The following is a 15,378-nucleotide window of genomic DNA, read 5'->3' on the forward strand; positions in this document are numbered from 1 at the left end:
AATTAATTAAAGACAAGCAAATGTATAAGACTTTACTACTAAGTATAGTACTCTTTTTTTCTTATATCCTAGTATCAGCACAATCGATAAAAGGAACAATTATCGATGAAAATGGTGAAGCATTAATAGGTGCTTCTGTAGTCATAGAAGGAACAACTAATGGAGCTATTGTAGGACTAAATGGATCATATGGTATTAAGGGAGTTGAAAATGGAGCAACAGTTACACTGAAAGCTTCATTTATCGGTTTCCTTACACAGACAAAGGAAGTTTCCATTAATAAAGAAACTATCGTTCATTTTACGTTATTACCCAATCATAAAGAATTAGATGAAGTTGTTGTGATGGCAGCAAGAGAATTAGATACCGATGCAAGTGCACGTGCTACAGAACAACACGCTGCAATGGTATTGAATGTAGTTTCTGCTAATACAATAGAATTATCACCAGATCTAAATGTTGCAGATGTAATGCAAAGGATCTCTGGTGTATCATTAGAACAGAGTAATGCAGGGGTAGGTAGTTATGCTATTGTTAGAGGGATGCCGAAAAGGTACAGTTATACTTTGGTGAACGGAGTGAAGATTCCGTCTCCAGATAATAAAAATAGATTTGTACCTCTAGATATGTTTCCTTCTGAGTTATTGGATAGAATAGAGGTAACCAAAGCATTAACCCCTAGTATGGAAGGAGATGCAGTTGGAGGAGCAATGAATTTGATCATGAAAAATGCCAATGATGACTTCAGCTTCAAGATCAACGCTTCTACAGGTATGTCTACTTTATTTATGGAAGGAAGCGGACAAGATTTTCTTACCTATGATCAATCACAAACCAATAGAGTTGCACCACATCATAGAGCAGTGCCTGGATATGAGGCCTCTTTTCGTGATTTCACCACTGATAATTTAGTAATCTCTAAGAAAACTAATCCTATTGATTTTAATATTGGCACTTCAATAAGTAATCGCTTTTTTGATGGGAAATTAGGAGTAGTAGTGGCAGGGAATTTACAGAAATTACATAGAGGTTCGGATACTCATTTTTATAACATAGGCTTTGCAGATATAGTTAATAATGTGATGTCTTTGAATACCTATCAGCATAGACAATATTCATCAGAAATGACAAGGGGCGGTGTCCATAATAAAATTGATTATTTCTTTAACCCCAAAAACAGTATCAGTTTATACAATGCTTTGATCTTTGAAAGAGAGGATCAGGTGAGAGAAACAGAAAGATTTAGATTATGGGATGGAGAGTATAATCCTGAAACAAATAGCGGTACAGCATCTTTAATAACCCGAATAAGAACCACAGAGCAGCAAATCTATAATTCCACCCTACAGGGTAAACATGATTTATTACCCTTTTGGAATTTAGATTGGTCTGCTGTGTATTCTATTGCATCCAGAAAACGTCCTGACCAAATGGTATTTACTAGAAATGCCTCTTATGTAAATGGAGTACCAAAACAAGTAAGGGTAGAAGATTTTGGCGGACAGTACAGACAATGGGAAGAAAATGACGATAGAGATTATACCGCTTATTTAAATAACACATTTGATCTTCAGCGTTTTGGAGCCTTGAAATTAGGTGGCTTGTATAGAGATAAAGCAAGAACAAATTCATATATCAGGTATAACTTTAAGCCACAGAACGACGAGACAAAAGTGGATGAAGATTGGCGATATGATGAAGTGACTTGGACATTAACTAACCCGAAAGGGGGACAAACTAACCCTTTGAATTATGATGCTCATGAAAAAATATTAGCCTATTATGGTGAATATAAACTGACTCCTAGTAAACGTACTGAATTGGTCGGTGGAGTAAGAGTGGAACATACAGATCAGGGATATGAACTGAGAAACCCACGTTATGGTGAAGAGCCCTCTGCCAATCAAACTTATGTGGATTACTTACCGTCGTTACATTTTCGTTATATGATAAATGAAAAGTCAAATCTAAGAGCATCTTACTTTAGATCTGTTATTCGACCTGGCTTCTTTGAGATTATTCCATATGAAATCGGTGCAGAAATTTCTGATAGTGAATTTACAGAAAGAGGTAATCCAGATTTGGAAAGAACGATTACAGATAACTTTGATTTACGATATGAAGTATTCGCAGGAGTTAGAGATAACCTGTTTATTGGTGCATTCTATAAAAACATCATGGATCCTATCGAAAATGGTATTATGGTAGATGACAGAGGAAATACTTTTGTACAACCTGGGAATTACGGATCTGCTATTAATTATGGTTTAGAAGTGGATGCTACCAAATATTTTAGAAACTTCGGAGTAAAGGCCAACTATACCTATACACATTCGAGTATCACTACTTCTAAGATTATGTATCAAAGAGAAGACCCTGAGGATAGTTCTTCTGATATTGTACCTCTTCAAGTAGATCAAACGAGACCATTACAAGGTCAAGCTAAACATATAGGTAATGTATCGTTACTTTATAAGGATCAGAAAAATGGATTTGATATCCAATTAGCCAATGTTTTTACCGGTAAAAGAATAGAGCAATTGATGGTCTATTACGAAAAAGACTATTGGCAAAAAGCAATGTGGCAGATGGATTTTTCAGTCGAAAAACATTTCGATATGGGTCTGACGATCTTTGTTAAAGCAAGAAATATTCTAGATACACATAGAATCTTATTTATTGAAGAAGCATCCACAGAAAATCAATCTAAATATCCTGCTCAAGGTAATGTAGGCGATAATTTGGTGGTACGTGACGATCGTTACGGACGTAATTTCCAGATTGGACTGAAATATAAATTGTAAAACTATTATAACTTTTCTTTCATATTTTTCTAGATCAAGATCTTAACAAATCAACTGATATAGGTTTAGAGCAAAACTTAATTAATCAAAAAAATGAAAAACTTAAACAATTTCTTGGTGAAAGGAACTATCATCCTTTCAACACTCTTCTTTGTGTCTTCATGTACAAACGATAACGATGAAATTTTAGATAATGACGATATCGAAAATCCAGACGAGGAAGAACCAGCAGAAGATATCAATATTACTTCCACTTACGTGATTTCAGAAGATGAAACTTGGGAAGAAGGAATTACAGTAAACTGGGGTGGACACGTTGTGATCGAAGAAGGCGTGACTTTAACTATTGAGCCAGGTGTGAAAATTCTTGCCAATAAAAATGCAGCACCAGAGTTTTATATTAAAGGTTCATTTCATGCATTGGGAACAGAGGAAGCACCAATTTATGTAACTGTTCCTGAAGCTGACAGAACTGAAGATGCTATTTTAAATTTGGCCGCTTGGGGTGGTTTTATCTGTACTGCATCTGCAGAATCTTTTGTACTTGATCATGCCGTAGTAGAATTTGGTAATGCTGTTCTTACAGACGATCATATTTCTATTCAAGAAGGATTAGTAAAATTAGAAGTAGGAGAACCTTCGTATGGTTTCTATTCTGAAAACCCTAATACTAAAGTGGTAGTACATAACTCAATTATTGCTTATATGTCAGACGATGCATTCCGTCCTGAAGGTGGTCAGATTTCATTCTATAACAATGTATTTGCTTATATAGGGTCTACAGGTGGTGAAGCTTTGAACATCAAAAAAGGAACTACTGGCGATGTAGCTTACAACTTATTCTATCACATTGCTACAAATGGTCCTAAATGGTCAAATAAAAATGGGGTAGATGTTCAGTCGAACATCAACGCTTACAATAACACAATTGTTTCTGGTGGATGGAGAAGAAACAAATCAGGTCGTGGTGGTTCTGTAAACATCGAAGAAAGCGCTAGAGGTAAAGTCGTAAATAATATGATTGTCAATTGTCGTTATGGTGTTCGTATTGTGGGTGATGAAGAAGGTACGAATGTCGATATGGAGAACACTACAGTAGACTACCAATATTATTACGGTAATCATGATAGAATGACTTCAGAATTTGCACCTAGCAATGGTTACTTAAAAGCAATTTCAGAAAACTCTATTGCTGGAGGAGATCCAATGTTCGAAAACTATAATGTACAAACGGCATTTACGATTACTGAATCAACACCTGGCGATGAGTTTCCTACACCTAACGAAGGAAGAAAATTTGAGGAGTGGAACAATTATGATTTCCACCTTAAATCGAACTCAGAGGCATTGACTTCAGGAACTGTAAACGTATCACCAATGTACGGTTCAATTACTGTAGCAGGAAAAACCTACAGTGTTCCAAGATCATCAGATTACATCGGTGCATTCGGAACGAAATAAAGCAATTATTTGAAATGATTAAAAAGGACCACTTCTATCAAAGGGTGGTCTTTTTTTATAAATAAAATCCTAATCATGAAAACCATCAAAATACCTTTTCTTTTCTTGTTATTTTCTCTCCTTGTTTATTCATGCGAGACTTCTAACGACGAAATTGTCTACCTTCCTGAAGGTCCTGTTTTTGATGAGGAATTTCCCATCACTGTACTTCCATCAGCAGCAGATTTAAGAACAAGTAACACAGTATTTATCGAGCCGATTCAGAAAATAATTGATGCTACCCCTTCGGGAGAGGATTTATATATCAATATCTTTAAATTTTCTCAAGGTACATTGAGGGAGAATATCCTAAATGCTCAGAGAAGAGGGGTAAACGTTCATATGATTTTGGATAGTGATGAAGTGAATAATTATACAGCAAAAGTATTTCAAGACTCCATTACTACATTTGTGAGATACAATAATTATTTGGATAGTAAAGCCATCAATCATAATAAATATGTATTAAGTTCTGCTATCAGTACATCCGATTCTTTAAGAAGAAATGTAGTTCTATCTACCAGTTATAATTTTACCGCAGGCGATAATTCGAAATATCAAGATATGGTCATTTTATCGAATGAAGCCTTGTATCAGTCTTTTCTTTATAATTTTAATCAAATGATTGAGGTAGAGGAAGAGCAGACCCTACAAAACTGGAAATTCACTTGGTCGGAAACAGCCGATTATAAAGTAGGTTTCCTTCCGAAGCAATCAGGAGATGATATACTTATGGATGTATTTGATGAAACCTCTTCCTCTGCAAAAGTGGTCATCATGAATTCTAAATGGGAAGATGATAGGCCACAACTTGTCACTACTTTAAAAAGGTTATTAGATCAAGGTACAACCCTTACAATTATTGCTCCTCCATCAAGAACAGATAACCTTGATATAGCTTGGGAAAACCGTTTGATAGAATGGAGAGAGACGTATGTAAATTTCACTTTACAGTGGATATCTTCACCAAGTTTGCATAATAAAACCATTTATATAGAAGATGGAGCCAAAAGTGCCGTTTGGACCGGAGCACATAATCTTCGAGCTAGATCATTGAGGTTTAATAATGAGGTGATGTTGAAAGTGACTGATGTGAAAGTGCTAGAGGCTTACAAGGAATGGCTTGATGGTGTGATGAGTGAATAATTACTTTTCATTCAGTCAAAAACTAAGGAAGTAAAGCTTTTGATGAAAAAAATACATCTCTCTTCCTCCATGCTACATTGAAAAATGCAGGTGGGAGGAAGAGAGATGTTCTATTATTTGGCCTCTGCAGTAGCCCCTTTAAAGGCACTCCATTCATCATCTACCTCAATAATATTATGCTCATTTGCATAATTTTTATAGATGAAAAGCATATCAGAAAATAAACTTGGCATTTTGTCTTCAAGAGGAGTACTTTCAGAAGGGTCGTTCACTACATCATATAGATGCCATAGACCATCTCCAAACATACCCGGTCTTACTTTCATCAACTTATAATTACCTTTCATGACATAGGCATTACCGAATAGCTCAAAAGCATACCAGTCCATATCTGTTCTAACGTAATCTCTTTTACCTTCTAAGAAAGGACGAGCACTTATGCCAGAAGGCTCCACTATCTTCCTATTTTTGTAGGTTGTACCAGGATGATGAATTCCTGCATAATCTAAGATAGTTATACAATTCTCCAGAATAAACACCTTCAGGGCGGTCATAATGTTCTCCATTTAAGGTCCAATGTTCTTTGTATTTTTTATGTATAAAACCTTCATCAGAGAAGATTGGGGTCATACGCTCGTCGTTCCAATGGTTAGAGCCCCCCATAAGAATCCCAAACTCTTTTGTAAAACCCCATTCTATAGGCTTTTTCCCACCAGCAGCTTCACCTCCAAGGTGCCACTTACCAGATTTTAAAACCTCATAGCCTGCATCATTAAATAATTCAGACATTGTAACGGCATTATCATTTAAATATCCTTCGTAGCCAGGCTTACCTTTTGATGCTGGGTAGAAAGAATAATCAAAAGAGCCTAAACCAACTTCAATATTATTACACCCTGTCATTAACATAGATCGAGTCACCGAACATACCGGAGATGCATGGAAATTGGTAAAACGAACCCCTGCCTGAGCTAACCAATTAAAATTAGGTGTTTCTATTTCTGATCCATAAATGCCTAAATCCCCAAAGGCGATATCATCACCGATAATGAGTAAAACATTTGGTTGTATATTTTTTATTGTGAGTACAACTAAATAATAGCAGACTACTAAGCAGTATTAATAATATCTTTTTCATCACACTTTAATTTTTATAAGAAATAGTTTTTTTTGTAACTCTTGATAAGCTACTCTACAATAATACGGCGATGAAAATTGAAATTCATTGATCTATGATAAGATAAAATCATCCAAATTACATAGATTTTTATCCAAAGACACAAAAAATGAACCCATATTCACATTGTTATAGTGTAATTTATAATTAATATATTTACATTTGTTAATATATTCGACGTATGATTATTAACTACTATTTTTAATTTCTACCTATGAAAAAAATTATACCCATAGCTTTGTTATGGTGTGTGACCTCTATTTCTTTTGCTCAAGATTATAGTAAAGACGTGACTTTTACAGAGGACAAAATAATCAACACCACACAAACAACAAATGCAGCTACTTCAGACATCACTTATTTAGGAAGTGGAGCAAGTTATGATTTAGAGGTAAAAGATAATTCTACATTTACTATAGACCTTCAAAGTACTTATACTTTGTCAACTAGAGGTACAGGAGACACCAATCCAGGGGTGAATGCAGTTGAGTTAGTAATAAGAGAAGGTTCTATGCTAATTATTGATGGTAACCTCGATATTGGAACACATACCGATATCACCTTGCAAGGGAATATGATTATTACCGGAGATTTATTGAATTCTGATCGTTTAAATAATGGTGGATTTGGTGATATAGATATTAAAGGTGATGGACTTTTGTACATTGGAGGTTCTGCTAATCTAGACTTTGTTGATCCAGCGAATGCAAAGAACATTTTTATAGAAGAAAGTTATGAAACACCTAACGATCTTACCCGAATTGATGATGCCGAACGTGCATTATTAGATAGAAACTTGGGTTCGAATCCATTTTCTACAATTGACGGGTTAGATGTAGATGAGCATAATTACGATATTGATTTATGGGCAGCAGATCAGATAATTCCTGATGATCAAATAAACGATGAATTGACAAACACTCCTTTCCCAGATATTAAGGTAGTTACAGCTTCAGGCTGGTACAATCAGTACATAAAAATTAGAGGTGAAGGATTCGACGATGGAGAATTATCTTCTACTTCGTTATACTTTAATTCTCCCATTACTAGTTTGGATGACTTGGAAGATATCCTACAAAATATCAAATGGTCTGTAAAGAATACTGTAGTAAATGATAATGTTCTATTGCACCATGATGGAGATGAAAAAAATGATTTTTCTAATGAAATAAAAACAGAAATCACCGATTACTTTGCTGATTCTAGAAAGATTATTATTTCTTTTGTTGATGCTGCTCCGGAAATTGAATACATCGCTTCTTCTGGTAAAATGATGGCGGTAACTGTAGAAGAAATTAATATTAATACTTCCGATGGAGATTTACCTGTAGAGTTAATTTATTTTACGGGTGTGAAAAAGGCTGATAACATTGTGGACTTAAAATGGGCAACAGCCACAGAAGTAAATAACGATAGATTTGAAATACACAAATCGTTGGATAAAAAGAATTGGTCAAAAATAGGAGAGGTAGCCGCCCAAGGTGGGAATAGCAATTATAGAATTGATTACTCTTTTGTAGATGAAGATGTAAATAGCCAACAATACTATAAATTAGTACAAGTAGATTATAATGGAGACACGGAAACATTTGGTCCAATTCGTATTTCTGCAGAAGAAGAAGGAGACTTGTTAGTGAGTGTTTTTCCTAACCCTTTAGAATATCAAGAAGAAGGACAGCTATACATTAAAGGAATATCGCTTACTGCTAATGTACAGGTAGGTATTTATACAAAGTACGGTAAATTGATACAGCAATTTGATATTAATGAACTTGAGCAAAATTCTATAATCACACCATTAAGGTTCAAATTAGCAAGCGGAATGTACTTTATAAAAGTAATTAATGGGTCTCAAGTAGTAACAACGAAATTACTTATTAAGTAATCACTTGTATTCATTTTAATAGAAATACATCAAATTAAAGTAATGCCTTTATAGGTAAGAAAAATGAGTTGGAGTATTTCGGATAAAACGTCTTTTAAATTCTCTTTAGTGTTATGAATAATAATAAATAAAGAGGGATTAAAAGACGTTTTTTTAATCACAAAAACGACAGTCTTATAACAATGTGTAGACCCCAAAAAGATTGTTCTGAAAAATGGAGTTTCGGTAATCGAAATAACCATCGATAATTCTTTAGATTATTGGTCAATAAAGTCTTAATATATCTTAATTGACAAATGTTTGTTCATTATTTATGAGTCACTTATAATAAAATAAAATTAATTTTGCCATACTAATTAAAATGTAGACAAACTACTTATAAACCTAATTCACTTCATAAATGAAACCACTATATTTCATTACAATTTTATGTTGTCTAAATGTTGCTTCATTTGGACAAGATTTTAGTAAAGATGTTGACTTTACTAGCCACAAAGTAATTACAACTACCACCACTACAAATGCTGCTACCACCGATATTACTTATACTGGAGTTGGTAATAGTTACAATTTGGAGGTGAAAAACAATTCTACTTTTACCATTGATCTGCAAGGAACTCACACTTTATTTACAAGAGGAGATGGACCTACGGCTAAACCAGGAAAGAGTGCCGTTGAGTTGGTCATAGAAGAAGGCTCTATGCTAATTATCGATGGTAATCTTGATGTGGGTTCACATACCGACATTACCTTACAAGGTAATATGATTATTACAGGGAATTTATTGAATTCAGATCGTTTTACTAATGGAGGATATGGTGACATAGATATTAAAGGAAATGGACTTTTGTATATAGGAGGTACTGCTAATCTAGATTATATTGATCTAGAGAATGCCGAGAACATTTTCATAGAAGAAAGTTATGAAGCACCCCACGATAGGAGTCGTATTTCTGATGAAGAATTTGCATTATTAGAGAGAAACAAGGGTTCGAATCCGTTTTCGACAATTGACGGCTTAGATGTAGATGAGCATAATTACAATATTGATTTATGGAATATAGATCATATTAACTCTGAGGATCAATCAAATGATGAGCTGACAAACAACCCTTTCCCAGAGATTAAGGTAGTAACGGCTTCAGGCTGGTACAATCAGTACATAAAAATTAGAGGTGAAGGATTTGTTGATGGAGAATTATCTTCTTCTTCTGAATTCTATAAATTGCCAATTACTAGTTTGAATACCCTAGAAGATATCATTAAAAAAATCAAATGGTCTGTAAAGAATTCTATGGTAAATGATAATGTCTTATTACACCATGAAGGGAATGATAAAGATGATTTTCCTAGTGATGTAAAAAGAGAAATCACCGATTATTTCAATACCTCAAGAAAGATTATTGTTTCTTTTGTTGATGATGCACCAGAAATTGAATACGTCGCTTCTTCTGGTAGAATGAAGTCGGTATCTGTAGAAGAAATCAATATTTTTACTTCTGATGGAGATTTACCTGTAGAGTTAATTTATTTTACGGGTGTGAAAAATGTTGATAACACTGTGAACTTAAAATGGGCAACAGCTACAGAAGTAAACAACGATAGGTTTGAAATATATAAATCTTTGGATAAAAGAAGTTGGAATAAGATAGGTGAGGTAGCCGCACAAGGGGGCAATAGCAATTACCGAATTGATTATTCTTTTGTAGATGAAGACGTAAATAATCAACAGCTCTATAAATTAGTACAAGTGGATTATAACGGCGATACAGAAACATTTGGACCTATAAGTATCTCTGCCGAAGAAGAAGGAGCATTGGAAGTGAATGTTTTTCCTAATCCATCAGATACTCAAGACGATGTACAATTATATATTAAAGGGATTTCTCTTTCAGCTGAATTGCAAGTTGGTGTTTATACAAAGTACGGTAAGCTGATAAAAACTATTGAGATCAATCAAATAGATCAATCGAGTATGATAATGCCATTAGACCTAGGCTTATCGAGTGGTATGTATTTAATTAAAGTACAAAACGGAGTAGAAGTAGCTAATTCCAAGCTACTGATTCAATAATTCATAAAAATGATTTCCCCTTCATTGTGGAGCATCAGAGAAGTAGTTTGTAAAGTCGGATTTGAATAATATAATAAATACCATAAATGTAGCATCCCGTAAGGAACTCTATGTTTATGGTATTTCATTTTTAAAGTAGTATTTGATATACAAACGATGCTGAGGTGTTCAAAAAGAAATAAAAAAAACTCACCCTTAACATAAAGGCGAGTTAATTGTTGTAGTGAATTAATTGTCTAATTTCTTTCTTCCTCGAAAACAAACGATCCAATGACTTCCCCATTGGGATTAAATTGTCGCATTGTAATTTGATCTCTATCAAATAGACCTTTTTTATAGGTGATCATCACCATAACATGTCCATCATGATTGTTTTCTGTATATATCTTTTCTCTATTGATTTTCTCTCTATAAGTATAAGTATTGATATAAGGTGTTTTATCGTTCTGACCTGTTACAAAACTTAATTCAATATTATCTTTATGCACTACCGCATCAATTTCTAAACCAGCAAAATGAGCTTTTTCAATATCAGTTAAGCGTGGGTAGGCATCCATCTCGGTTATTTTAAAACGAGTTTGTGCTTGGGTACTTGTTCCTAATCCAATACATAATAACAAGAAAAATAGTTGAAGTAATTTCATAATCATTGTTTTGGTTCACCTCTATCAACGCATCTACATTGTAGATCATTGATTCTCTTATAAGTTATTAAGAAATATATTGGAATTCAAGCATTTGTGTAAATTCTGATTTTGTCTTCTATTCTTCTATTTATCATAGTAAATAGTATAAAAAACAATGATAATGAGCCAATTGAGGAGGAAAGTGTGATTTTATAGAATACTTTTTTGTCTTCTGTTTTACAAAATCAAAGTATTTGTAAGCGATAAGTTTCTTTAGATTTTAAATACACAAGCGATAAAAATAGGAAACTACTTATCATTATAATGTTAAAAATCCCACTATGGTATTGGAATGATAAACATTACTTTTATGAATAAATTACTTACACTTTCACTTACATTGTTACTCTTTTCTTATGCTACTTTTGCAGATGATCGTTATTGGATAGGCGCTTCAGATGGCAATTGGAATAATACTGCAAATTGGTCTGAAACATCTGGAGGTACTCCGGGGGTAAGTGTTCCCGGTACTACAGATAATGTCTTTTTTGATAATAAAGGCTTGGGGAATGTTTTAATAGATATAAACTATTCTATCGCTACTCTTTCGGTGGATGGAGGTTTTACTTCTGAAATAGATTTTGATGGAAATACCCTTACTATAGTAGGAAGCGAAAATGTAGATATTTTAGGGGGAACGTTAAGTAATGGTGCTTTAATTATTAATGATGCAGACAGAGATGTGAACCTAAAAAATTGCCTCCTTAATGTAACATTAAATCTAACAAGTGGTCAATTTTATTATTCCAATATGGAGTTCGGCGAAGAGGCCACTTTCACATTAACCGGTACTCCAGAGCTCTTTTCTTATGGATCAAATACTTTTAAGAAAACAGCCTACTTTATTAATAATTCTAGTAGCTATTTAGAAATTGCCAGTAACCAAACCAATATTTTTGAAGGAGATCTTCATATCGAAAATAAGAAAGATGGGGAGATCATGTTGGTAAAAGTGGGAACGACTACGATTAAAGGAGATTTAACCTACTTGAGTAATTATACAGCTGTATCTTCTACAACCACTAATTTTTATGTTGTGAATAATGTGGCAGCAAAACTCAATATTGAAGGAAGTGTTACTCTAGAAACTCAAAATACCCAAAATCAAGCTTTAATTAAATTTCCTGTTAACGGACAAGTGACCATTGATCAGGATTTGACAATTAACAACTCGGCGACCTCTTCACAGTCGCTTATATATGTTAGTGGCAATGCAAAATCAAAAATAAATGTCGGTGGTAATCTATTGATTAATAATGATGGAGCAACAGGAACAAAAAAAGAAGTACGTTTTCCGGATAAAGGAGAAGTTTTCGTTTTTGGAACGACAACAATGAATAACACCGCTACATCGAATCAAAATTTATTGATTCTTGGCAAGTCAGGTAGTGGTACTTTTCATCAGTCGGCTACTTTTAATAATGAGGGCACCAATAATAAATCTGAAATAATAGTGGGTGAATCGGGGAGCTTTATTTTTAATGGTGATGTGACCTTAACCAACAATTCTACTGCAACTAATGCATGGATTGAGGTAAGTAAAAACTCTGGTACTTCGGTGACATTTAATGGGGATATCACTTTAGAGAACACAGAAAGTAGTAGCGGTTACATTCAATTTGGAGCACAAGGAGGGACAACCACTTTAGCAGATACCCAAAAGATTCAAATAGCGGGTGATTTAGCCTCCAACTATCAAACAGACTTACATTTATATAATTTCACTCAAACTGGCACTACTGCACAAACTCTTCAAATTGCCAATGGGGTTATCGATCTTAGTAGTGCATCATTTGATGGGGAAGTCACTTTTGAAGCACCACAGATAAAGCTAGGAGACAACGTATTTAATGCTGCAGCTATACTTACTCAAAATGGAACGGAGGACGTCTATTCTAAAGGAAACAATACATTTAACGGGATCACACAAATCATAAATACAGGAACAGGTACATTTAGAACGGGTAATAATAGTGGTAATGTGTACAATGATCAGGTGACTTACGAAACAACAACGGGTACAATTGAAGAAACTTCTGTATCAAAGACCGTCTATAAAGGAGATGTGATCTTAAATACAAACGGACAAGTGGAGCTGGGAAGAGGAGCAAGTGGAGTAATAGAATTTAGTGGAGTTGCCGATCAGAAAATTGAGGATGCTTCTGGAAATTCTTCAGCAATTATCTCTCATTTGATTGTAAATACTGGGGGAGACTTGCATATTTTATCTCCTACCACAATTAAAAATAGCATAGACTTCACCAATGGTATTGTACAAACAGATGCATTTAATGTATTTCAATTAAATAATGGTGGCACAGTCAGTAATGCATCAGACCTGTCTCATGTAAACGGTCCTATCACTAAAGTTGGGGCAGACGCTATAATTTTCCCTATTGGAGACGGAAATGCCTATCACCCCATGGGGATTAGCAATCCTCCCGGAACGAATTCAAGCTTTGTAGCAGAATACTTTGTAGGAAGTAGCAACTTAAGTAATAAGGAAGTAGGCATTGAAAATGTTTCTACGTGTGAGTATTGGAAACTGACCAATGCACAAAACCATGCAGTAGAAGTTTCTTTACTTTGGGATGACTGTTCTGAAATAAATGATTACAGCACTTTAGCGATAGGAAAATATGATGGAAGTGAATGGAAAAACTATGGAAATGCAGGTATTGCTAGTGATGAGGCGGCAAAAAGAGCCATTTCTGGTACAACACTTTCCAGTTTAGATGAAGGAGCCAATTTCATCACCTTTATTACAACAAGCCCTAGCAACGATCTACCCGTTGAATTACTGTATTTTGATGCACAACTAAATAATGGAAAAGTAACTCTGCAATGGGCAACAGCCACAGAGAAGAATAACGATCATTTCGTGATCAGTAAAAGTACAGATCATAGAAATTGGCAAGACATCAAGAAAATAAGAGGGAATGGGAATAGTCAGACCAAGATTACTTATCAATATGCTGAAGAGGCAGGGCAAGACGCTGTAATCTATTACCAATTGAAACAAGTAGACTTTGATGGAACAGAAGAAGTTTTTCCAAGCATAAGAATTAATAATTCATCGGAAGATACCTACCTGTATGCCTATCCAAATCCCGCCACCTCCAATTTAATAATAGAAGGAACAGACCTACAGACACTTCAACTTTTTCATTTCACAGGGGTAGAAGTCACTCAAAAGGTTTTCCAAAAAGCGATGCATGAAAACAAGGTACAATTGGATATTAGTACCTTGATACCGGGCGTTTATGTCATTAAAACAAGGTATGAGAATTTGAGGGTGGTGAAGGAGTAATATATAAGAAGACATAAGTGATAAAGTAAAAGAAAACCTCTCTGGCTCATTTATTATGGGGCTGGAGAGGTTTCTTATTATTAAATAGTTTTGATGAGGGGGTAAATTATTTTACGACTACGCCGAATGCTTCTAACATTTGGTCTTTACCTTGGAGTGCCATTTCTGCTACTAAAATCATTTCGTTGATTTTATCTTTCAGCTGACTTACTTTTTCATTTCTTATCTGTGTCAAGTTTTGTGCTTCTGCTTTAAGTTGAAACAATTGTGATTTAAGTAAAGCAACTTCATTAGTGAGGGCTTGCATTTCTTTTTTGACAGCCTCATCAATACGAATAATTTTCACCCTTTCAGATACCTCAGGACTGTTTTCTATGGCTTTATATAATTGAGCAGATTGATTGATGAAATCTACTGTTTTAATAGAAATCTTTACATCTAATCCCAATGCCTTGAAGTTTGAAGTGTCGCTTTTGTATAGTTTTTTAAGTGCCGTTCGGTGCAACTTAAATTTCTCACTTAATCGTTCCATTTTCATTTTGTACTGCTCAGAAAGTTGCTTAATTTCTAAATCTTTCTGTTCATTTTGCTCTTGTACCTCTTTTGTCTCTTGGTATAGTTTAGCGGTTACCTCTATCTTTTTGGCATCATATCCACTTTTTTCCATTTCAGTGCGGATGTCTTCTACATTCACTGCGTTAGTTAAGATTAATTGAGTACGATCTAATAGATCTTTAACATTTAGTTTTGATACTGACATAGTTTTGTTGTTTTAATAAGAAATAGCTTCCTTTTT

Annotated in this window: 10 protein-coding genes; 6 read left to right on the forward strand and 4 right to left on the reverse strand. The window is 34.4% G+C overall.

What is annotated here, in order from left to right; translation table 11 throughout:
* The first annotated feature begins 20 nt into the window (after positions 1-20).
* The 3 genes from NH26_RS01365 (at position 21) to NH26_RS01375 (ending at position 5,450) form a co-directional block, all read left to right on the forward strand.
* The gene (locus NH26_RS01365) at positions 21-2,804 is read left to right on the forward strand and encodes a TonB-dependent receptor (RefSeq protein ID WP_044226494.1); all 2,784 of its coding nucleotides are present in this window, start codon (positions 21-23) and stop codon (positions 2,802-2,804) included.
* A gap of 93 nt (positions 2,805-2,897) precedes the next feature.
* Positions 2,898-4,265, forward strand: a complete 1,368-nt coding sequence (locus NH26_RS01370; RefSeq protein WP_044226492.1) for a hypothetical protein — start codon at positions 2,898-2,900, stop codon at positions 4,263-4,265.
* A gap of 75 nt (positions 4,266-4,340) precedes the next feature.
* Positions 4,341-5,450, forward strand: coding sequence for a phospholipase D-like domain-containing protein (locus tag NH26_RS01375; RefSeq protein ID WP_044226489.1), 1,110 nt, complete (start codon positions 4,341-4,343; stop codon positions 5,448-5,450).
* 113 nt (positions 5,451-5,563) lie between these two features.
* Here NH26_RS01375 and NH26_RS01380 read toward each other — a convergent pair whose 3' ends face one another.
* Entirely contained in the window at positions 5,564-5,905 is a 342-nt protein-coding gene (locus NH26_RS01380) for a hypothetical protein (protein WP_044226487.1), read from the reverse strand.
* Positions 5,906-5,912: 7 nt separating this feature from the next.
* Positions 5,913-6,530 (reverse strand): sulfatase-like hydrolase/transferase, encoded by a 618-nt coding sequence (locus NH26_RS01385; RefSeq protein ID WP_084812029.1) that lies wholly within the window; start codon positions 6,528-6,530, stop codon positions 5,913-5,915.
* 311 nt (positions 6,531-6,841) lie between these two features.
* Here NH26_RS01385 and NH26_RS01390 point away from each other — a divergent pair, with 311 nt between their 5' ends.
* Positions 6,842-8,512, forward strand: a complete 1,671-nt coding sequence (locus NH26_RS01390) for a T9SS type A sorting domain-containing protein (RefSeq protein WP_052432173.1) — start codon at positions 6,842-6,844, stop codon at positions 8,510-8,512.
* Positions 8,513-8,912: 400 nt separating this feature from the next.
* Positions 8,913-10,586 (forward strand): T9SS type A sorting domain-containing protein, encoded by a 1,674-nt coding sequence (locus tag NH26_RS01395; RefSeq protein ID WP_052432172.1) that lies wholly within the window; start codon positions 8,913-8,915, stop codon positions 10,584-10,586.
* A 236-nt stretch (positions 10,587-10,822) separates the two neighbouring features.
* On the opposite strand, the gene NH26_RS01400 is transcribed toward NH26_RS01395, so the two are convergent.
* Complete coding sequence (locus NH26_RS01400) at positions 10,823-11,230, reverse strand: hypothetical protein (protein WP_139262786.1); 408 nt, start codon at positions 11,228-11,230, stop codon at positions 10,823-10,825.
* A 352-nt stretch (positions 11,231-11,582) separates the two neighbouring features.
* Here NH26_RS01400 and NH26_RS01405 point away from each other — a divergent pair, with 352 nt between their 5' ends.
* A complete protein-coding gene (locus NH26_RS01405; protein WP_052432171.1) occupies positions 11,583-14,582 on the forward strand; it encodes a T9SS type A sorting domain-containing protein in 3,000 nt (999 codons plus the stop codon).
* Between the two features lie 106 nt (positions 14,583-14,688).
* Here NH26_RS01405 and NH26_RS01410 read toward each other — a convergent pair whose 3' ends face one another.
* Positions 14,689-15,342 (reverse strand): hypothetical protein, encoded by a 654-nt coding sequence (locus NH26_RS01410; protein ID WP_044226479.1) that lies wholly within the window; start codon positions 15,340-15,342, stop codon positions 14,689-14,691.
* Positions 15,343-15,378: the final 36 nt, after the last annotated feature.

This window comes from Flammeovirga pacifica, from assembly GCF_000807855.2.
Classification (GTDB): domain Bacteria; phylum Bacteroidota; class Bacteroidia; order Cytophagales; family Flammeovirgaceae; genus Flammeovirga; species Flammeovirga pacifica.